Origin of the sequence: Maribacter cobaltidurans, assembly GCF_002269385.1 — a bacterium.
GTDB classification, from domain to species: domain Bacteria; phylum Bacteroidota; class Bacteroidia; order Flavobacteriales; family Flavobacteriaceae; genus Maribacter; species Maribacter cobaltidurans.
Genome location: NZ_CP022957.1, coordinates 450,821 through 474,362, shown reverse-complemented (window position 1 = coordinate 474,362; position 23,542 = coordinate 450,821). Strand labels below are relative to the sequence as shown.

The window sequence follows — 23,542 nt, the reverse complement described above, 5'->3', positions numbered from 1 at the left end:
TCAACGTTTAAGGGTAAAATGTCCGGTTATTACTTTGTTATTGAATGAAATTGCCTTGAACCAATAGTCCGAGGCAGGCATCTTTCGCCCATTAAAAATACCGTTCCATCCTAAGGATTTGGGGTCTATTTGGGCTAGAAAGTTCCCAAAACGGTCAAAAATATGTATAACCTCATATGGAATTTCATTGGAATCCTGTGGTCTCCTATACTGCCAAAAATCGTTGGTTCCGTCCCCGTTGGGCGTAAAGAATTTTGGAAAGCCTTCAACGGTAAGATCTTGTTGTATTGTTTTCTCGGCTACACCACAGCCATTTACATCCCGAACATAAACCGTATGGGTGCCAGGGGTAATTCCACCGAAGATATTTGAATTTTGATAAGGCCCTTCTGGGTTGTCCAGAGCAAATTCATAGTTTCCATTACCTTCCACTATAACCTCAAAATTCAAACCATTTAACACCTCCGTTACCCGTACGTTTTCAATAGTGGCAATGGAAGACTCTTCTACCCTAAATACTTTTGACGAAGAGCATTCAATAGTTCCTCCGGAGCCTTCTATGATATCGAATATTTCGTAAATATATTCGCCGGCTTTTTCAATGGATAAACTGGCCTCTGTTGAGATCAAAGATTCATTTCCATCGACATCTAGACTATACCATCGGTATCCATCAGCTTCGTCGGTAGCCGATATAACATTCCCGCTACCGTTTTGACAAATTCCTACCGTATCAGGAAAAGTAATGTCAGGGTTCAAAACAACCAATTCACTGGTTAGTGGGTCGTAATAAGGACCGCACCCCAGTAAAGTTGAAAAAGTTTCCTGAGAGCAGCCTATCGCTTCCCCAGCATCATTGAAAGGTACTATTTTAATGAAAAAAGTACGGTTGGGTTCAAAATCAATAACCATTGTGGAAGTCCTATAGAACGCGGCATTGTTCAAAATATCTGTTTCAAAAGGAGAGGTTCCGATAGATACTCTGTAGCCAGTAGCATTGGGTACTTCATTCCATTCTAAAAAAGGACTCAAAGGTATATTTGTTTCTCCATTATATGGTGTTATTAAACTGGTACAATTTGGTAAAGTGGCCTCCGGTGCTGTTGTAAATGTAAAGCCCGTACACCCTATTGAATTACCTATTCCATTATAAGGTATTACGTTTACATAGATATCGGACTCTGCCGGTAAGTCCATACTTGGATTATAGCTAAGGGTATTGCCCAAATCTGTAATTGGCACAAGGTCATCTCCATTGGGAGTTGTTCCCATAGTAAATAGATATCCCGTGGCACCTGGTGCATAGGCCCAAGAAATATTGGTGGTGGTATTCACGTCAATAGCATTATTCATAGGATTAAATAGAAAAGTACACTCTGGGACTTCGGTCAGTGACGCAGTTGTAAAACTTTGGCTTTCGCAAGTGATATTCGCTTGGTTGAAGAAGAACAAGGTTATGGTGACGAATATTTGTGTGTTTTTCGGTAGTCCTGTAGGTGGAGAATAACTAGTTGAAGATCCAACGTTAAGTTCGTTCAAAATGTCCGTACCTCCGGGTGTAGTTCCTAGGGAAATGATATACCCCGGTACACCCTCAATCGTCTCCCAATTTATGGATGCGGTGGTCGCGACCTGATTTTCTCCATTCAGCGGACCCACCAATGCTGGACACTCTTGCCCCAAAACCTTGAAATTGTAGCATAGCATCAACATAATAAATATCGACAGAGCCAATACTTTACATATTGATGAACCCTTTTTCATTTTCATAGCTTGATTGCAAACAATACAATATACTACAAATTGAAAATTTTAAGGTCTGAAAACATGTTAAATAGGGTAAAACATCGATGTTCTACCTATTTTAAAGATCACGTTTTTTGAGTAATACATAAGACAAATAAATGAAAATTGCGGTCCAGCTGATGACAATTAAAAACTCCCACCAATGAACTTGGTAATTAAGGTTGATATGCTCACCAACTTGGTCTGCTACCGTCTGTACGGCTTCCAACCGGGTAAAAGGCTCCTTGATAAGATTAAACATGGATTGCAACGGAAAGAAACCCATGATGGTGTCCGTAGTTTCCCCATCAAATAATTTCCAGCGGATAAGTCCCCTGATGATTCCTTCCAAGATTTGCCACAAAATCAAAAAACCCAAAGCAAAAGCAGAACGTTTTACTAGGATTCCAAGAAAGAGACAGAAAGAAAAGAAACCCATTAATTTAAAAAAGAAGGCGAACAAAAATTCCAAATCTGAAAATATGATGGAAAGTTCGTCATAATCAGAATATACAAGGCCCAAAATCAAGGATACTACAAAAACAAATACAGTAGAGATTATAGAAAATGAAACAACCGTTAAGAATTTGGACAGAATGAACTCTCTCTTTGAAAGTCCGTCTATAAGGTTTTGTTTAATGGTTTTGTTACTGTATTCGTTGGACATCATGGATACAATGACAATAGCCAGAAACAGCTTGAAAAAGGCCGTAACAAAAGTGTTGAAATGCCATATATAGGGGAAATTGAAGATTCCAATTTCGGCCAAATGGAATTTTACCGGACCAATATCGAACTTAATGGCGGCAACAAGGGCAATAGAGGTTAGAATGAAAAAATAGGAAATGATCAGCACCTTGCTGGCCCTATTGTTCCAAAGTTTTATGAATTCTATCTGCAAAAGTCGTATCATGTTTTTCGCTTAGTTTGATTGATTTTTGGTCAACGTCAGGAATTGCTCTTCAAGGCTTTCCTTTCTTTTTACAAGGTGGGATAGCACAATCCCTTCTTTGTAGAGTGCTTCATTTAGGGATTTTGCATCCATTTCCTCTTTTAAAAAGGCCGTAACCAAGCCATTCTCATGCTTTATTTCACCAAACTTACTGTTGGATTCCAATGTTTCGGCCAGTTTTTCCATATTGTCCGATTTTAGTTCGAAGAACCCATAAGTGGCCATCATGCCATCGACCAGTCCAGAATATAACTTTTCTCCTTTTCTGAGTATGATAACATGGCTGCAGACTTTTTCCACCTCGTCCAAGAGGTGGGATGCCAATAGAATTGTGGTTCCTTGAGAAGCTATTTTTTTTATTATTTCCCTGATCTGATGTATTCCCTGTGGATCTAAACCATTGGTAGGTTCGTCAAGAATTAAAATTTCAGGATCATTGAGTAGGGCAGAGGCAATGGCCAAACGTTGTTTCATACCCAATGAATAGGTTTTGAACTTACTGTTCTTGCGGTCCAAAAGGCCCACCAATTCCAACTTTTCTTCAATCTTGTCCGTGTCCACCTCCTTTATTTTGCATACCAATTTCAGGTTCTGAACGGCTGTCATATACGGATAAAAATTGGGGCGTTCGATTATCGCTCCTACTTTTTTCAGAGCCTCATGCGTAGAAGTATTACCATCAAACCAATAAAAATCGCCGCTCGTTTTGTTCACCACGTTAAGTACGATTCCCAAAGTGGTGGATTTTCCACTTCCGTTCGGGCCTAGAATTCCATATACATTGCCTTTTTCAATTGAAAAGGACAAATCCTTTACGGCGGTCAGATAACCGAATTTCTTGGTAAGATTGTTTACGGTAAGTATAGTGCTCAAAGCAAGTAGTGTTTTTTGATTGATTGTACTTACTTGACGAGCTAGTATATGATTTGTTACAAAAAAAGGTTAATTCTTGTTAACCCTTACGGTAATCCTGCGGTTTGTGATAATGGTTCTAGGGCCTACGGTCAATATTGCCGGTACCGATGTGGTAGACCCGCAAACATAGGTGTCACTAGTGATGAGTACGCGATATTGATAACCATTCTTCTCCATTTCGGGCGCGATTATTGTCAAGCTATTGGTGTTGGTGCCGCTGTATTCAGATCCGTCGGTTATATCCGTAAAGTTTGTGCCACCATCGGTGCTTACCTGCCATTGGTAGTTGTCGCCGTCATCAGTGGATGAAAAGGTATCGTCTGTATTGACAAAAGTTTTAGAATCCAATGGTTCAACGGTTATGGTGGGTACTGCCCCTGTTTCTTGAAATTCAAATGTACCATTGGTATCCACATCGGCCGGGGTAGGATAGGCAGCGGCAATCACTGTGCCGTCAGGGTTTACAGAAGGCGCACCGGAACCGTAGACCCCATCATCACCTCCATCTGCATTGGCATCGGTATAGGCCTCGTTGGCGTCCGAGCAACTATCATTGTCGGCATCCAAATCCAAATGGTCCGGAAATGTATCAGCATCGCTACCACATGTGGCAGGATATAGAATCGAAAATGGTATGTTCTGTTTTGCTATAGAGGGTCCCTGATATTGTACTATCAAATTATCCCCTCCCGTTAATTCAAAAAATACAATCTCCAACCAATGGAAGCCGGAAGAGAGACTTAAAGTGCCAGATTCCTCGTTCATACCATGCAAACCGTCATTGTCCACTACTTGAACGGCATCGATAAAAAGCTTGGACCCGTCATCGGAATTAGTAAAAAAGGTATAGGTGCCGCTTGTTGCGATTTCGATATAACCAGTATACCGAACGGAATACCTTTCGCCATCACCAGGTGTATGTGTGGCGGCCAAACCGGCCACATTGATGTTGGCCGCTATTCCCGTTGCCAATGCTCCAGTCGTTGGAATATTGTCCACAGTATTTCCAGTAGGTGCGGAATTATAAAACTCGTAATCCAATCCACCTGAACAGTTATTAAGTTCCTCACCGTCATAAATTCCATCATTGTCGTCGTCCAAATCGGTAATATCGATTATCCCGTCGTCGTCGAAATCATTTTGTATGATTAAGGATACGATGGGGTTATCCGAAGTAATATTGTTGTCTGTTTGATCTTGAGTATTCGATACCGAATTGGTCACGGATACTGCTGGAATAATCGAATTGTTTGAATCTGCGGAAGCTATAATGGTCAAGGTTTCTAATTGCCCACTGTTCAAGGTGCCCACGTTCCAATTTGGAGCTGCCCAACTTCCTTGGGAGGCTGTTGCCGAGACAATGGAAAGTCCACTGGGCATGTTATCCGATATGGTAAGGTTGGTAGCAGGGTCAATACCTAGATTTTCGGCTGTTATGGTAAAAGTTACGTTTTCGCCTTCTGTAAGCGTAGTTACGTCAGCCGTTTTGTTAACCACGATATCTGGATTGCAATAATAAACGGAAATAGAGTTTGAATCATAACTACAGGGCCCTCTGGTTACCCTAAGATAATAGTCGCCGGCCGTAATAGCAGTATATGTGGATGAAGTAGCTCCAAGGATTAAAACTCCGTCACCAAACCATTGATAGGCATCGAAGATTTCGCCCGATGCAATTTCCAAAATGGCTCCAGGTAGGCAACTGTTGCCGGTAATTTGTAGATCGATATTAGGAACCGTATCAAATCCCGAATAATATCCGGCCAAACCTCTCGCCCCATTGAAACCAAAAAAACCAACGGCAATGGGTCCTGTAGACTGCACGCTTACATTTCCTGTTAAACTGGGAAGATAAAAAGTTTTCCAATCTGTAGTACCGGCAACGGGTGACGATGGAGGAAGTGTTACTGGTCCACTACCATCTGTCACCATAATATTGGCATCTGGGGTTGTAGTGGTCGCTATGATGGTCACTCCGCCGGTAATGGATACTCCTGCAGCATCTGTAATACTCGGGATGTTATCCATAGTATCGGGTAAAAGACAATTCACTGGTGCCACAAAATTTAATCCTTGCGTATAGGCTGATGTGGAACCTCCCACACATTGGTAGGCGTATACGTCCTTAGAGGTTTCTATATACATATTGGCACCCACGGTATTGGAAGAATAATTGCTACTGGGGACTTCAAAAAAATCACCCTCGTTAAGTGTGGCGATAGGAGTTGCGGAGCCATTGACAAAAATCTGGGTGTTGTTCTCCGTGGCAATGATCAAGGGAAACTCTGTCCATCCATTGCTATTTCCATTTCCCCGAACGAAAATGTATTCCTTGCCCAATCGGTTTTCTGGTACGGGTTGGTCTATACCTGCATCCCTGTTGCTATCGCCCACTTGGCGACCATAATTCAAAGATCCATTGCTAATCACAATATCTTTGTCGGATACGATAGAGGCGCCGATCCATCCCCTTTCATGTGCCAAGGTAGGTGAGTTTCCAATATAGGTTTCATAGACGAAGGACTCATTTGCATCAAGGGTTATTGTGTGGGAGTTTGCTGTAATTCCGGCTCTATTGTTACCCACCCTAAATTCACAGTTGGGGTCGTAACCGGAAAGGGTAATGGTCGTATTATCTTCTGTGGCCATAATCCCCAAGGTGTTTGATTTGGAAACATGGCTGCCCAGATTGGGTACGCCTCCCCACTTAAAATTGGTTCCCATGGCCACTCTTCCTTTCGAGGTCAAGGACGCTGCCTGTGAACCTGAACGGCCCCGATAGTTTACGTAAAAATTTTGCCCGCCGGTAGACTCAAATCGAAGTCCGCCATCGTTCAAAACAACCCCCGTGTTACTATTGGTCACAAGTGTGATATCGTTATCGCCATTGGGGAGATTGTAAATTGCCGGAGCTATATTGGATATGGTAAACGATGTAATAGGTACGGGATTCGTACCGCGATATACATTTACCGTAAAGGCCGTTGTTTCTGGTGTAGAAAGATATACAGCTTGTTGTTGTATGGCACCATTATTTTGACCTTGACGTAACGGAGGCAAATAATGTAGGTCGCTCAATTGCGCATAGGAAAATCCAGTAATGAAAAAAAGTACCAATAAAAGGATGTTTTTTAAAGGGTACATGTTTTTTATTTTTTTTCAACCATAGAACCACAAATAAACCAGTATAATGTGCAGTTGACAATAGTTTGTTGTGAACTGATATGTTTTTGTGGTAATTCATCGATCAAGCCAATAAAAACCAGAATTAAGGACATAAAAAAGCCCCTGTATTTTTACAGGGGCTTTCATGATAATTATCTGATTGGATTTTAACGATAAAGCGTAAAATGACCTATAAATTCGCGTTGGTCTTCTTCTCCATTGAGTTTGATAATATACCAATAATCACCTGAAGGAAGATCAGTTTCCTGATATAGTCCATCCCAGCCTTTGTCACCATTCGTCAGGAGGTATATTTCCCGGCCGTATCTATCAAATATCTTTATGAAAATATCAGGATACTGTTCAATATTTTTAGGAATCCATGTGTCGTTTTTACCATCTCCATCAGGAGTAAAAAAGTTGGGTATTTCAATATCTATGAATTCCATGAAGATGGTTGCTACCGCTTCACATCCATAGGCATCTACCACCCTTACGGTGTAGGTGTCCGTACGGGTAATAAATATGGTATTGTCGTCCCTGTTGTTCCTTTCTCCAAAATAGAAGGTGTACTCACCACTTCCGCCAGAAGCGACTGCGGTAATCTCATTAAGATTGTTTTGTTCCAGTATCAGCTCCAAGGGTTCAAAACTTTGCACTTCAAAGTCAATGGTATTCGTACATCCATTCGCATGAACCAAATGAATATAATGACTTCCGGGAGCCAAACTGGCAAAATCAGGTTCTAGCATAAAATCATTGGGGTCGGTGGAGTTCAATGCATATAATACATCCCCGGACACACTTGGATCTTCTAATACCAACTGAATTCTATTGTCTGGTGTATCGCCGGAACATTCGTATATGACCTCTGCCGTTGCATTTAGGTTGGCACCGTTCTCAACGGTTATGGTCTGGTTGGTTGTACACCCATTGGCGTCCCTTACAAAGACGATATACGTACCTCCGGCCAAGTTTTCAAAGAGCTGACGGTCTTGTACGAAATCCGCATCCTCATTGGAATTAAGGGCACTACTATAAGGTGCCGTACCTCCACTTACTGTTATTTCGATTGTACCGTCTTTATCTCCAGCACATATTTCTGGCGTACTGGTAGCTTCCATTTCCAAAGGTTCAGGAGCGATCAGTTCAAATTGGATAACTTCAAAACAGCCGTTATCATCCTGTACAATCACCGTATAAGTGCCTTCTTCCAAATCAGCAAAACTGTTCTGGTCGTCAAATTGGTTCAGGTTTGGTGAGATGGCGAATTGGTAATTACCAGTGCCTCCTTGAACATCTAAAGTAATGGAACCATCGTTCGCATCTGCACAACTAATTTCCGTTATTTCAGGAGTTACCACAAGAGGAGCGGGTTCATCGATTTGTATCCCTTGGGATATGGTCTCGCAATCCCCACTTTGTACCCTTACGTAGTAGGTTCCCATAGGAAGGTCTGCAAAAGTACCGTTGTTCTGGTTAGGCCTTACCTCATCGGTGGCGGCTGCGTCCCTGAAAAGGGCAAATTGATAATTTCCTAGTCCGCCTTCGGCATCGGCCATAATCAAGGCGGTAGCCTCACCGCTACAATTGATGAATGCTGCGGATGGGTCAACGTTTACAGTTAACGGAGGTACATCTTCTACGCCCACGGAATTGGATAGGATGGATATACAACTGTTACTGTCCATAATGTAATACCGATAATTTCCAGCGGATACATTGGTGAACAAATGCGTATCTGCGGTTACTGTCCCGTTCATTGGGTGGAAGGAAACGCCATCGACACTCCACTGGTAGGGAGCCGTACCGCCCGAGGCCACTAATAAAAGTTCCGCACCGTTCTGGCAGGTCATGGGTTGGTTTGTGACCAATAGTGCCTCTACGTCCGTAGGTTCAATGATGTCCTCATCAAAGGTAGCGGTACATCCCATATCATCGGTTACAACAACCGTATAGAATCCGGCTCCCAAATTGTTGAACGTAGGATTTGTTTGCGACACCGAAGTACTCAACAACGTAGTTCTCGCGGCATCGGCATAATTATTTAGTACATAACGATAATTGGTCGTTACGTTTCTTGGGCTCAAGGTTACCGTAATCGTGGCATTTGTGTCGCCTTCACAGACCAAGGCCGTACTTGCCGTGCTACCGGTTATTGGATCAGGTAATACCAGACTAAAGCTGTTTGTGCCAGTTAGCTGGTTACATCCCAATGCATCGGTCACAGTGACCGTGTAATTTCCTGCGCTTAATCCTTGGAATACATGACTAAATACGTTGTTCTGGGACACCGGAGTACCCAAAGCAGGCGTAAGCGTTATGGTATACGGACCTTGTCCGCCCGTAGGCGTTATGGCCGCGGCACCTTGATCGTTGGAACAACCTACATCGGTCAGGACAATCGGATTCAATGTTATGGGTGCGGTTGGTGCATTGATGGTAAATGACCTTTCTTGGAAACATTCTGGAAATGCATCTTGGGTCACTCTCAGTATATAGTTTCCAGCAGCTACCGGAATGCCCGAAACAGTACCAGAGCCGGTAAGGGTACCTGCATCGTCCGTTCTAGTTGTTGGGCTTCCATCCGTATTGAAAACTTCCCAACTATAATTTCCCGTGTACGTGGCATCGGCCACGTTGAGGTCTAGGCTTCCATCATCTCCAAAGCAAACCACATTGCTTATATTGCCGATAGTAATGTCAAAGGTGTTCGGTTCTTCTACGACGTGGGAGACCGTAACCTCGCAGCCTGTATTCACATTTAGTATACTAAACGTATAGTTGCCCGCGGCCAAATCAAGGAATGTATTACCTGCCTGATAGGCACCGGAAGGCAACTGCCTGAATTGATAGTTGGCCGGGTCGGTCGCGAAGCTGGTCACTTTACTAACGATGTCTATGGAAATGTCCTCTCCTGCATTCGTACAACTAATGGCACTGTCTACATGAACGGTCGGTATGCCCATCAAATCGAACGGTGCTATGATAGCCGTAGTAGTTCCTACACAACCTTGATCATCATATACATTGATTGTATACATACCTCCGGCAATATCGGTTTCAATATAGGTAGGGCTTGTTCCGGACTGAACCGTTACCGGAGCCTCAACGGCAACCGTATTTGGGTCGTCCTCTTCTATGAATTCGTAGCGTACGTAGTTGTTGCTACCACCTGTAATTCCGCTAATGGATATGGAAGCATTATCAACCGAATTGCCGCTGGTACAACCGAATTCCACAATGGTGGGAGCAGGAACACTGATGCTTGCTGGCTCTCCAATCGGAATGACCACACTATCCACGGAACAGTTGTTCGTGGCAGGATTCCCCGTTACGGTAACCACATAGCCGCCTGCAGTAGCTGGTGCTAGACCCGTGAAGGTTGCCGAATTTCCAGTCATACTAGATGGTAAAATACTGACTGCGGCACCATCCATAGCCGTAATTTCAAAACTGTAAGGTGCTGCCGCACCATTCGAAGTGCTAATGGTAATACTACCATCACTGGCACCAAAACAGCTCACATCGTTCGCAATGATCGACGGATTGATTACCGGTACGACCCTATTGGGAACATTGATGGTAAAGGTTCTATTGCAATTCGCGCTGTTGGGCGTGGTCGTATCGTAAATGGTAATTGTATAATCCCCTGGCATAGGAGCTTGATAATCAAAGGTATTCCCAGGAACCGGACCTAGAGGTACTGCAGGGGCACCGGCCGTATTGCTGATGCTATACTTATAGTTACCAGAACCGTTCAAAATTTCAATACCGATTATAGCATCGGGCGATGCGGTACAATCCAATAATTTGGTCAATGTGGCATCCGCCGATAAAACCGGATTCACAATAAAATTGCTTTCTACATTGCTACATCCGTTTCCGTCCATGACATAAACGTCATAGGCACCTGGTGTCACATTGGTAAAAATACCCCCGTTATTTTCAAAAGTAGTGGGTGCCGGACTGCCATTGGGCACCATCGCATAGCGAAGGTTACCTGCAGCTGAAGTTCCAACGGCGTTCACCGTAATAGGTGACACACAATTGTCTTGGGCAACGCTAAGTGTTGGGTTGGGCGTCAAACTTAAAGCAACGGTATTGGTAACAAAAGAACAGCCGTATTGGTCAAATAAGGTTACCGTGTAATTCCCAGCTGGGGAATTCACAGGAATTTCCACTGGATTGTCCAAAGTACCCGTTAAGGCCGTAAATCCAACTGGACCCGTAATATCGTAGGAGTAGGGAGCCCCACCGCCTCCGGTAATTCCGGTAATTGAAATAAGTCCGGGTAAATTACAGGAGATGTCCCTTGTGGCCGTCGCTGTCGCTGATAATGGTGCCAATTCCGGTACGTAAGCATTTTCACTTGCGCCCCTACAGGCATCCGCATTGCTTCCATCCACTTGAATCACATCAATATAATATTCACCTTCTGCAAGTGGTACGGTCGTGGTTATAGTGCTGTTATAAGGTACAATACCACCACTGGTTTCAATAGGTGTAGTATTACCGAGTTCAAATATTTCCCATCGCATGTTTGGATGGGATGTCGTTGGATTCAAGTTAAAGTTGATGACACCATTTGCTGCACTATCACAGCTAGGTTGTATGTCCGTAGTGACATCAATAGGTAGATTAATACCTGGTATATCGTTTACGTTCACATTGCTTTGCCGGATACAACCTGCACCATCACGTACATAAAACACGTAGGTCCTACCTGGAACCAGTAAAGGCACTTCTGGATATTGTGGGGTAACCGGGTCATTGTTCGCAAAGGTATGCGCGGTTCCACTTGGCAATGGCGCTGTCCACACGGCCGGATTGGCCGCAAACGTATTGAAGTTTGCCGGGTCATCCGTATAGGTATATTCATAACCGGGAATTGGATTTCCTTCGCTGCCCTCAACGGTTACCTGTAAGTCGTTACATCCCACGATAACGGCAGACAAGGTAATATCCAGATCATCCAACGGGAATGGAATAATATAACGGTCAAAATCCATTTGACAAACTGTTCCACTTGCCAAGGTAACCCTAATGGAAGGGAAAACCTCCGTACCGGAAGCATAACCTCGCAATTCGTTGGAAGCCTGCCATGAAGTTCCACCATCGGCACTATATTCCACCGTACCGGTTGGCGTAACCACATTGTCAAACTCAAATCCATATTCCAATGGATCGGGGTCATTACAGGCCGCGGGTAATATCGGTATGATATCTGCGGTAATTTCCACGGCATTGTTGATAGTTACCATAGAAGAGACTACTGTACAACCATTGGTGTCATTAATGGTGACCTGATAATCACCCGTTCCAATGCCACTGTAGGTTAATGAAAGTGCAGAAATGTTAGAACTGTTTCTGCCATAGTCGATTCCGTCAGCAGGTGTTAGGTCCATTAAGGTATAGGTGTAAGGACCAGTACCACCCGTTACGTTTATATCTATCGCTCCCAATCCATTGAAACATTCTGGATCTGTTGGAACGGCACTAACCGATATTGTAGCAACCGGGGTGAAAATGATATCTTCCCGAACTGCCGTACATATGGCCGGAGCACCATTGTTGTCCTGAACGTATACGTCAAATCCTGCTGGGTTTGCAATGGCCATGGCCTCGTCAACCGTTAGGGTGTTCACAGCACTGTACAATCCTGCCGGACTGGTATTTGCCGGTACGATGGCATATAATAGGGTACCGTTTCCTCCCGTAGCAGTGGCGGTAATCAATCCGTCGCCACATGCACTAAGCGGTGTTATATCGACATCCAACTCCAAAAGCGGACTGATGACCACCGTTTGGGTGTTGGGAGTCGTTGGGCAACCCAATTGGTCACGCACCTCAATGTCATAACTGCCCGCGGAAAGTCCGGAGAAAGTGTACGTAGTTGCGGATGCTGGTGTTGGCGTAATCCATGGACCGCCATCGATTCTGAATTCATAATCGCCGTTACCTGCCGTAACATCGACTAAAATAGAACCATCATTTGTACCGGAATAGCATGCGGTTGGCGTAGCCGTAAATACGATAGCCGCTGGTGGCGTTACTGTAATGGCACTTGTCAATGGCAATAACACTTCACAGGTATTTGTATCCCGTACCCGAACCAGATAATCGCCATCTGGCACATTGGTAAATTGTGTGTTCGTCTGGTATGTCCTAACAACCGTACCTGTGGTATCCTCCAATTGGTATTCGTAACTTGGGTTTCCGCCGGTGGCCGAAGCTTCCAACGTAGCACCTGTATTAAAACAGGTATAGTCCGAAATTTGGCTTAAAGCAGGTACGATGGCCGATGGTTCCGTCATTGTAATTGGGAAGGAAACGGCACAGGCCGTATCGTCCAGTTTCCGTACTTGAACTGTATAGCTTCCATCAGATAGGGAAGGGGTAGTGGTTATGGGGGAAGTCAAGGAACTTGTCCAGGTTGTACCGTCAAAGGAATATTCGAAACCTATTCCGCTGGTAAAGTTGTCTACTTCAAAACGAATGAATCCATCCGCCGAACCGTTACAGGTAGGATCGGTAGTAGCCAATAACTGGGCGTCAAAAGCTTGGTTGGCCTCCACAACTACGGTGAGGTCCTGACTAGTCGGACAAACGGAAGGTACTTGGAAAGCTGTAATGTCGTCTAAAATGAGGTCATTGCCATCATTGCTGTTCACGTTGTTTCTGAAGACGATATCAATATCGGTATTGGCACCAGGATCAAAGGTAATGGTGCGTTCGTGCCAGTCCGTATCGTTGGTGTTTTTTGGAATTTCCGGAACTACTTCGCTATGGATGACCGTACCGCTATTGTCCAATATTTCGATCAATACTTCCGGGTTGTTACCCGCTCCGCTCAAGTTCATGAGGTTATAGGCCCAGAAATTCAGGGTTATCTCTTCATTGGGCAGTACTTCAACATCCCTTTTGGCCCATAAAATGGAGTTCAGTACGGGGCTGCCTGTATCTGAAAATGTACTGATATCAATGGCTAAAAACCTACCATTCGTCAGACCCGTATGGTCCTGTGGGCTAGTAAGGGAGGGTAGAGGGTTGGTCACAAAATTTGTAACCGTATATTCACCGTTTACCAATATTCCTGCCGGCCCACGGTTACATGGGGTCAATGAACCGTTTTGTGGTTCAAAGCAATAGTCCGGACCAATTTCACCGATTTGGGTGCTAGGACCCGACCCAAAGTTTTCTAAAAATAAGGTCGTCTGATCAGGTGTGCTACTGCTTGAATATTCAACGGTAACTGTTTGTGTACCTGCCGCTACACTACTGAAAATATTGCTGTCTTCGGGTGTGTTAGGAGTTCCGTTGAGGGTGTAGGTGTAGTCAAAATCGGTCGTGTTAGATGTATTTATCGTTATCGTTCCCAAACCATCACAATCATAATCCACGGTATACGAAAGATTGGGGTCCGACACAGGAGCCGGTACCGTTAGGTCCATATCGTAGCTACAACCCAAATTGTCACGTACGACCAATTGATATGTGCCGGGCAATAGGTTCCGCTCGTTCAGTGCCCCAAAATTGCTGCCGCCATCAAAACTATATTCATAAGGTGCCTCCCCGCCACTGGCGTTTAAAATCTTGACCAAGGCACCGCTAGGGTTACATGAAGCATCTTCCACGATGGCCGCCGAGGCGGTCAAACGGAAAGGCTGGTCGATTTCATATTCCAAGGTTTCAATACACCTAGAAGTTGGGGAGCCACTGGAATCCATTACCGAAATGGTATAGAAGCCGGCTGATAGGTTTACAAATGTATTTTGTGATTGGAAGGTTACGCCATCCAAACTGTATTGATAGGGTGCCGTTCCTCCCGTGGCCGAAACGGTCAAGGTGGAAGTTGACGAATCCGAACAAATGATATCCGTATGAGACGCCGATATGGACGGAGTACCCAAAAATTCGATTTCTACGGAATTCGAAATGGCATAACAGCCGCTGTCATCAAATACGATGAATTCATAAATCCCCGCATCCGAAGCATCTGAAAAGGTAAAGTTGCTGGCCGTCTGAATATCCGTTACCAGAATATTCAGCATATTTGGCGGACTTGGATACAAATCAGTTCCATCCTTGCTCCATATGGCCATAAAATAGTCGGGATTGGGTTGACCACCGTTTGGGGTAAGCGTTATTACTCCTGGGTTACAGGTAATGTTATCCGTGGTAACTGCGGTCAAAGTAAGTTCAGGTACTTCAGGTACCGTGATGTTCTGGGTATCCGTACAACCATCATCGGTAGTGGTAATAACGATATAATTACCTGCATTTACGCTGGTAAATGAATAAGTATTATCGGGAGAAATCAACTGACTGTCTATGAAAGTTCCCAAGCCGCCGTTGCTACCATCGTCCAAACGAAGTTCATAACTATAATTTGGTAGAACGTTCAAAGCTTGGATATCAATGGCACCAGGCTCACCGCATTCCGCAGGGATAGGTGTAATGTTTACCTGAAAGTCGCGTTCCAATATACCTATGTCTTCCGTTGTGAATATACAGGCACCGTTCAATGGACTTCCGGTCACAGGATCTAGCTGTGTTACTTCCACATAGTAGGATCCACTGGTGGTTATGTCAAAACTTGGTCCATTGTTGGCCGAAAAAGGAACGACGACGGAATCATCCGAGGCATCGACCAATTGAAAACCATATCCCGATCCAACATTGGTAATACGTATATTTCCTGGACTACTGCAAAGCATATCTTCGGAAGTATAATCAAGGTCCAATGTATTTTTGAAAACATTAAAATAAAAACGGCTAAAGCATCCGTTCAAATAGTTGATAACGACGCGGTACTCGCCACTATCTGTTATCGTAAAGTTGTCCTGTTCCGCTAGATTTGTCCAAGAACAGTTTCCGGCCTTATTGGCACAATCATCCCCAGGGTCTGGAACTCCCGTGGGACAACCGGCTAAAACTTGCCATTGAATGCTTTGGGCATCCGAAATTCCCAATTGAATGGTAGCCTCGTCATTTTCGCCACATAAGAATATTTTGGGAAGTAAGTCTCCATCAACGGAACAGGTTACGATTTCCCCTTGAATATCATTATCGGGATTTGGATCCGCATTGACCATATTGAAATAGTCTATTATGGGGTTAGTCTGGGTAGTCCCAAAACGTTCAACGGTAATCAGTTCTACCAAGTCCACACATCCTGAAGCACCGGATTTTTCAACGATGTAGTTTCCTATATTAGTTACCAAAAGAGTCCCAGGATTATTGTCCGGATCACCGTCATTGATTGCGGGTTCCCCGGCGTCTATCTGTCCGTTTCCATTGGCATCGATTGCCCATGTGTAGTTCACGAACCCTGTGCCTGCGGTTAAAATGGCAAAATCACCACATAACTGAACGGTACGGGCTACGTTACAATTTGCCAAATCGCTTAAAATATCGTTGGTAGCCACTTGAGGAGGTACGTCACAAGGGGAGGTTGAATTGGCCCCTCCCTCATCCGTAAAGGTTGCGGGATTCAGTACACCTTGGTAGGTAGAATAGGCCTCATTGAGCAAGGTTCCCGAGCAGGCATCTATAAAATCTGAACAGTTACCCGATAGGGTCACCATAATTCGAATAGTGTATTCCGGGTCTCCCACTTCCACTAGATTATTGGGCACCTGAAATACAATCTCATTGGTTACCGGATTGTGATTGGAGGTGACCCCGGGAGCATCGGAAGTATTGATACCATCCAAGGCAACATTGGCAGGAAGTATATTTCTTATGGAATAGTTAGTGGCATCGTCATCGCCCGTATTTTGAAAACGGAGTACGTATTGGAAAGATTGCCCAAGATTGATGGACTGTCCAGTCAAAGAAGCACCGCCCAAGTTTTCTGAAGTATTGCCCAGCAAAATTTCTGGAGCGAATACCTGAACATAGGATGCCGCATTTACCGTGCCATCAGCGGAATCTACCGCTGGAACACCTGTTCCATATTCGCCGCCGTCTCCACCATCAGCATTACCATCTTTATAAAATTCATTGGCATCGCTACATCCATCACCATCACTGTCCAAATCCAAATGATCGGGAATACCGTCATTATCGGTATCACACCCGGCGGTCAAAAGTACGCCACGCATATTGGTTGGCCCAACCACCTGTTGCCCGACGGTAAATGTATTGCTTCCGGAAGGGTTCCAGGAAACGGGAGCCGGGGGTGTATCGAGTACCATGGGTTCTAAAGGACCGTTGGAACTTCTGGCCCCAAAAATCTGAAATTGTCCGGCTTGATCGATAATAATTCGTATTGTTGGATTGCCATTGGAGCCGTTTACCGTCCAGATATTTGGGTTTCCCGATTGCCCGTAGGTTGTTCCATCCATAAAACGGGCGAAATTACCCGCGGCCCCAAGTTGAAATTGAATTTCCCCAGCTACGTCATTCCCGTTCAGGTTCAGATTGAATGAGTTGTCCACGCTGAAAATATCCACTACCAAATAGTTGTCCACACTGACCAAAGGGCTTGTGTGACCATTACCATTGGCAATGTTGAAGGCCAGGGTATCACATTCGTCCTCGTCATAAATACCATCATTGTCGTCATCAAGATCAGTGATATCTTTTACACCGTCATTATCGGAGTCGTTGTGAACCGTAATAAGGGCGGTAGGGCTATCCAGTGTTGTATTGGTATCCGTTTGGTCCTGCGTATTGGTAACGGTATTAATCAAACCCAATAGTGGAAGCGTGTCAATTTCATCGGCACGTACGGTAAGCTCCAATTGTGCCACATCACCACCGTCCAAGGTACCGATGTTCCATGTACTACCGCTCCAGCTTCCATGAATGGTAAAGGCATTTTCCAACGTCAAACCAGCTGGAATGTTGTCGGTAATTTGAAGGTTTGTAAGAGGTCCAATGCCATTATTTTTTACCCGAACGGTAAAAATTGCGGTTTCCCCTTCCATAATCTCGTCATTATCCACTGTTTTGGTGAGGAACACATCAGGGTCGCAATAAAGTGCCTGGATGGTATTACTGTCATAGGTACAGGGGCCTTTTGTGCCCCTTACGAAGAAATCGCCCGCCCCGGTTGGAGCGTAACTAGGACCGTTTGCCCCAGGAATTAAAACACCATCCTCATACCATTGGTAAGCATCAAAGTTTCCAGTGGCTTCAAAAATTTCCGACCCAACAAAACAACCAGTACCACCCCTAATTTCGAGAGTAACCTCTGGAACCGTATCAAACCCTGAAAAATAACCTGCTACTCCTTGGTTATTATTTACACCAAAAAAACCAATAGCCATAGGCCCTGTGGATTGTACGCTTACGTTACCGTTCAAATTAGGAATGTAAAAGGTCTTCCAGTCTGAAGACCCTGAAACTGGTTGTGGTGAAGGAAGTGTAACAACACCATTACCATCGGTCACTACAATATTCGAGTCCGGCGTATTGACCGCAGCTATTATTGTTATTCCGCCAGTAACCGTTGTTCCTGCAATGTTTCTAATATTAGGAATGTTATCCATGACATCGGGTAACAAACAATTTACTGGAGCCACAAAGTTCAATCCTGCTGTTTGAGCGCCACTACTTCCGGCCAAACACTGGTAAGCGTAAACATTTTTTGAAGATTGTACGAACATGTTGGCACCTACTGAATTTGAGGAATAGTAGCTGCTAGGAATTTCAAAAAAGTCTCCATTATTCAATGTTGCCAAGGGTGTTGCATTTCCATTGACAAAAATTTGGGTGTTGTCCTCCGTAGCAATTAATAAAGGAAACTCCGTCCACCCATTGGTGTTACCGTTACCCCGTACAAATACATAGTCCTTTCCAAGACGGTTTTCAGGTACAGGCTGGTCAATACCGGCATCCCTGTTACTATTGTTTACTTGACGACCAAAGTTGACCGAACCATTACTTATGACGATATCCTTGTCAGATTCAATAGAAGCCCCTATCCATCCTTGCTGTTGCGCTAAAGAAGGCGGATTAACATTTCCAACATAGTTTTCAAATACAAAGGATTCGTTGGCATCTAAAGTAATGGTGTACGTATCGGCCGTAATGGCATTGGCATTATTTCCTATTCGAAAAGTACAATTGGGATCATAACCGAAGAGCCTAACAGTTGTATTGTCCTCTGTAGCCATGATACCAAGGGTGTTGGATTTTGAACCGTGCCTTCCTCCTAGATTGGGAACACCGCCCCATTTAAAACGGGTACCCATTGCCTGCCTACCTTTAGCGGTTAAGGATGCTGCTTGGGCAGACGATTTTCCACGATAGTTTACGTAGAATCGGTTTCCACTGGGAGATTCAAAACGTAACCCGCTGTTAGTCAAAACCATACCGGTGTTGGTATTGTTAACCAGAGTAATATTGTTGTCCCCATTGGCTAGGGTCCAAGTGGCCGGACTGATGTTTGAAATATTAAAGGTGGCTATAGGTATTGGGTTTGTACCTCTATAGGCATTCACCGTAAAGGTGGTGGGCTCAGGTGTGGAAAGATAAATCGCCTGTTCCTGTATACCTTGATTGTTTTGTCCTTGTTTTAGGGGTGGTAGGTAGTGAAGATCGCTCAATTGGGCATTTCCTGTTACGCCAATGACAAGTAATAAAACAAAAAGAAATTTTTTCATTTTTATAAAAAAGTGAGTTATGACCCTCAAAAAAAGCCCATTCATTGGTTTTGAGCAATGTATTGTTGCCAACACCTTTTATTCTGTGGTAGCGAATTACTTTATTGTAGTCTAATCTTTTCTTAAACCCGATAAAGCCAATAGTTTATCGATAAAACGTGTAGTTTAACTTAGTGCTTCGATTGTTGTATCTTTAATAATGAATTGAAGCGCTATGGAAGAAAAATTGATGTCAAAGAAAAAGCCTGCCTATCCCGTAAGTGAGGCCTTGGACGGCTACCTGAAACATTACAATCGAAAAAGTGAAATTCCCATTTTCTATGATGATTTGCTCCGATTTTCCGGCTCGGTAGTGGTATACGACAATAATGATGAAGATACCCTTTGGATCAGGGTATACTATTCAGAGTTTGACCGCAAGGAGATAGACGATAGTTTAAAAAAAGTTTATTCCATTTTGCATTCCGATGGTAGCAATAATATCCACCAATACCTTAACGTAGATGCCGTGGACTTTTGCACCTTTGGCAACTCTAAACCCTTCAGGATAAAGATTAGAAATATCCTAAACGACAACTTTACGTATTTCTATATAAAACGTACCGATGCTTCCAGAATTTATGGTTTGGAGCTGGAACATATGCTATCCCCCTACAACCTGAATTTTTTGGTTTATAAGGATACACTAATCGAAGAACACATTGCCGGAATACCGGGCGATGAGTTTATAAAAAACATGTTGCCTACTTGCAGCGAACCTGAAAAGGCCCAATTGGCAAAGGAGTTCGTTAAATTCAACGAACGCTGTATGATACGGCTTTTGGGAGATATGCGCTCTTATAATTACGTAATCGTGCCCACCCACGATTTTGACCATGTAGTCTATAAAATTCGTGCCATAGATTTTGACCAACAATGTTTTGAAGGAAAATTAAAAGTGTATAGGCCCCAGTTTTTTAAAGAGAATTTTCAGATGGTGGAAATGGTTCGTAAAAAGTTATTAAGGGATTCCGTTGACCAGTATAAATTGGAGGAGAGATCCATGGTAGCCAAGCGGATATTGAGCTCTGGAAACCGCATTAAAAAACTAAGGGCCATCTGTAAAGAGGATACTATTTCCACGGAGGAAAATATAGCCTTGTTAAAGGAACAAATAGGGACCTTGACATCGGACTCCAATTTTGCCAAATGTGAGACTATGGGCGAAGTATTGGACCTTGCCCTCAATTTTGTTAGAAGGAACTATGAGGATGTAAGTATGAAACAGATCATTGAGCAGAATATTAAGATTTAGGTTTCTGAGGTCAGTAGTTAGTTTAACTAAAAACTAACTCTTCTGCTCCTTGTTAAAATACACTAGGTAATAATACATTTGACGTTCCTCGTCCCACCCCTTTTCCACGAACTTTTCGGCCGACTCTGGATTTATAAAGTCCAGTTTGATTTGGATGTTGGTGTCCAAGTTAATGACGTTTTTAATTTTTCTTCGGGCATCGGAAACAGCCTTGTTGGCAATGTCAAAGTTGGAAACATCCTCAATGCTGTACTTGGGTCCTTTTTCAACCTTATAATGTTTAAATTCAGGAATCAAAGCCGGGTTTTCCATAACCTCGTTAAGAAAGTTTGTCTCTTCAAATGCATCGTTCTTGGCGAAATGGTTTACTGCACGATTCATGAACAGGACTTCCTGCTGCTTGTCCTCGGCAGGTAATACCACGTCCTTGGCGAAGTTTTGACAGAACTTCAGATAGTTTTTTGTTTTGAAATTGTCATCCGATAATGGAACAACACTTAGAAAATTTTCCAGCCAATATTTGGTATCATATTTATTACTGTCCACGGACAGCACCTTATAACCATCTTCCTTATTCACATTAAAAATAAGGCAGCCCTTGTCCAACTTATTGATATTTATACCCTGTTGTACAATGATATCCAAATTGGATTCATTTTCCTTGAACTGAAGAAAATCATGTTTCAGCTCACTCTTGAAGATTCCAATGGCATCCACCTTTTCATTGTCCAAATGTACCCCAGTCAGGTAAGTTACATATACCTCACCACTTTTAATGTGGGGATGGTTGGACTGTTCGAATAATAAGGTAGCGATTTTCTTTGAGGCCATATGTGAGTTTGATGGATCAGAAAACAATTCATTTGCCAACTTGTATAGTTCGTTAAACTCCACATCAACCTCATTTGACAATTTAAAATAGTTTTCCTCTTTTTCCCTAAAAGGCTTAAAGAAGTATTCCTTAAGTAGTCCTGTAGTCTCATCGTTAAGGGCGAAAGGTTCTGCGGACAAAAAAACACCTTCACCTTTATTTTTGTTCCCTACTCTATGTATGGAAATATGTTCGATTTGGGTAGCATATAAGTTGACCATGATATTTTAATAGTTAAATGGGCTGTTTATGGAATTTTTTTGGGTGTAAATCTTTCAGTTCAAGAAACGACTATTTAGTTCCAGTTTTCATCAAAGTCCAAATCGTCATAGTTTTCAAAAGTATCGTCAAAATCAAAGGCACTATTTTCAGATTCGAATTTTCTCTCTGGTGGAGACTCTGGAAGTTCACCGAAGCTAAAGAGTACATTAGGGTAGGCCTGTCCATCTTCTTTATTCACAATATCCGCCAATTCCACAAAGAAGGTCCACATGTTCAAAAAGTCATAAACGTAAATCATTTTTGGGCTGTCCTCGGTGACCACATCTTCCAAAAATGTTTCATTCATGAGACGTACGTCAGAGCCGCTTTCGCTCATATCGAACAAGGCAATTTCCTCATCCTGCTTCCAATTTTCGTCACAGGTATAAAAAGAGGCCATTTCATTTCCCAAAAAGCCAAATGCCTGGGTAATGGCGTTATGAAACTCCTCTAAAGTATTATGGGCTTCAATTTCCAGATCCCTGAAGATATCTTCTTCAGCATCTAGTATTATTCTAATTTTATAGACCATTCCTTAATTTTTGTGGGAAGGCAAAGTTACAAAGAATTGGGACTTATTTTAGGCTTTAGGGCATCTAAAACCAAATAGAACTGAACGCCGAATAAAATAGATGCTATCACGAGATGCAGTGGTTGACTGGCAAAGGGAAAGTCCAAATAATACATGGCCATTCCAGAGAAAGCCTCTATGACAACGAGGAAGAGTATCCAAACTATTTTTACGTGTCCCAGATTCAATTTAAAAATCCTATATGCCAAGAATGCATTTACCAGTATCACTATTATGGAAAAGCTGCGATGTATGTAAAAAATAATGGAAGGATCATTGAGCCATTGTCTTTTGGAACTATCCCCCATCATTTCAATTTGATGATCCACGAATTGCCTTACCTGTGTTCCGAGACCTATTTGAACAAGTGTCAGCATCAATGCAAAAGAGGCCAAAATAAGTGTAGTCCTATCATAATAGATTCTTTTGTCCTCATCATTGACCTTATAGATTATGTAAAGGAGCATGGCTACAATCAACAAGGCCATGAGCATGTGCAATGTAATTTTTACAGGTTCCAAAACAGAATAGACAACGGTGGCCCCAAGCCAGGCCTGAAAACCCATACCAAGCACCACTAACCAAGCTAGTATGGTAACCCGTTTCTGCTTTTTCCAATATTTTAAGGCGCCAAAAGCCAAGATTAGAGTTGCCAAGCCGGCCAAAGCCCCAAAAAGGCGATTGATATACTCTATCCAAGTATGCCATGGATTGAAAATGGCATAATTATGTTTCGTGTACAATTCCCAATTTGAGGAATCAAAAGTTGTATTGGAGGTGAAATCTTCCTTGGCTACTTGAAGGGTTTCTTCCAAAATAATCACCTGCCCTTTCTTGTAAGCTTGCCCTGATTGCCATTGTAGTTCAGAATCTTCTGTAGGAGGAATATAATAGCCAAAACATTTTGGCCAGTCAGGACACCCCATACCACTTCCTGTCATCCTTACAACAGCACCGGCGACTATGACCAAATACACCAATATAAGGGTCAATTTGGCAAGTTTTCTGAAAGAGGCTTTCATTTTTTTCGTTTAGGCAAAATTACCACTCTTTTGGAAAAAAGATATCGAAATGGACGGTTTATTGTCTTGTGTGAAGGTCTTCAAAAAAA

The 23,542-nt window shown here is 43.2% G+C and carries 9 protein-coding genes; 1 reads left to right on the top strand and 8 read right to left on the bottom strand.

The genetic code is table 11. The features are described from left to right. From CJ263_RS01990 to CJ263_RS01970, 5 genes are all read right to left on the bottom strand, one after another. On the bottom strand, window positions 1-1,764 hold the full coding sequence (locus tag CJ263_RS01990; protein ID WP_158657053.1) for a T9SS type B sorting domain-containing protein: 1,764 nt from the start codon (window positions 1,762-1,764) through the stop codon (window positions 1-3). A gap of 100 nt (window positions 1,765-1,864) precedes the next feature. After that, complete coding sequence (locus CJ263_RS01985; protein ID WP_094995724.1) at window positions 1,865-2,698, bottom strand: ABC transporter permease; 834 nt, start codon at window positions 2,696-2,698, stop codon at window positions 1,865-1,867. 9 nt (window positions 2,699-2,707) lie between these two features. Then, window positions 2,708-3,610, bottom strand: a complete 903-nt coding sequence (locus tag CJ263_RS01980) for an ABC transporter ATP-binding protein (RefSeq protein WP_094995723.1) — start codon at window positions 3,608-3,610, stop codon at window positions 2,708-2,710. A 69-nt stretch (window positions 3,611-3,679) separates the two neighbouring features. Then, a complete protein-coding gene (locus CJ263_RS01975; protein ID WP_158657052.1) occupies window positions 3,680-6,796 on the bottom strand; it encodes a PA14 domain-containing protein in 3,117 nt (1,038 codons plus the stop codon). Window positions 6,797-6,984: 188 nt separating this feature from the next. Next, the gene (locus CJ263_RS01970; protein ID WP_102136203.1) at window positions 6,985-19,434 is read right to left on the bottom strand and encodes a T9SS type B sorting domain-containing protein; all 12,450 of its coding nucleotides are present in this window, start codon (window positions 19,432-19,434) and stop codon (window positions 6,985-6,987) included. Between the two features lie 214 nt (window positions 19,435-19,648). Here CJ263_RS01970 and CJ263_RS01965 point away from each other — a divergent pair, with 214 nt between their 5' ends. Then, window positions 19,649-20,728, top strand: coding sequence for a hypothetical protein (locus CJ263_RS01965; protein ID WP_094995721.1), 1,080 nt, complete (start codon window positions 19,649-19,651; stop codon window positions 20,726-20,728). A gap of 33 nt (window positions 20,729-20,761) precedes the next feature. Here the strand turns inward: CJ263_RS01965 and CJ263_RS01960 are convergent, their stop codons facing one another. The 3 genes from CJ263_RS01960 to CJ263_RS01950 form a co-directional block, all read right to left on the bottom strand. Next, the gene (locus CJ263_RS01960) at window positions 20,762-21,820 is read right to left on the bottom strand and encodes a nucleoid-associated protein (protein WP_094995720.1); all 1,059 of its coding nucleotides are present in this window, start codon (window positions 21,818-21,820) and stop codon (window positions 20,762-20,764) included. A gap of 74 nt (window positions 21,821-21,894) precedes the next feature. Further along, entirely contained in the window at window positions 21,895-22,392 is a 498-nt protein-coding gene (locus tag CJ263_RS01955; protein ID WP_094995719.1) for an IS1096 element passenger TnpR family protein, read from the bottom strand. Window positions 22,393-22,418: 26 nt separating this feature from the next. After that, window positions 22,419-23,453: a COX15/CtaA family protein gene (locus CJ263_RS01950; RefSeq protein ID WP_094995718.1), complete on the bottom strand. Its 1,035-nt coding sequence runs from the start codon at window positions 23,451-23,453 to the stop codon at window positions 22,419-22,421. Between the last annotated feature and the right edge of the window lie 89 nt (window positions 23,454-23,542).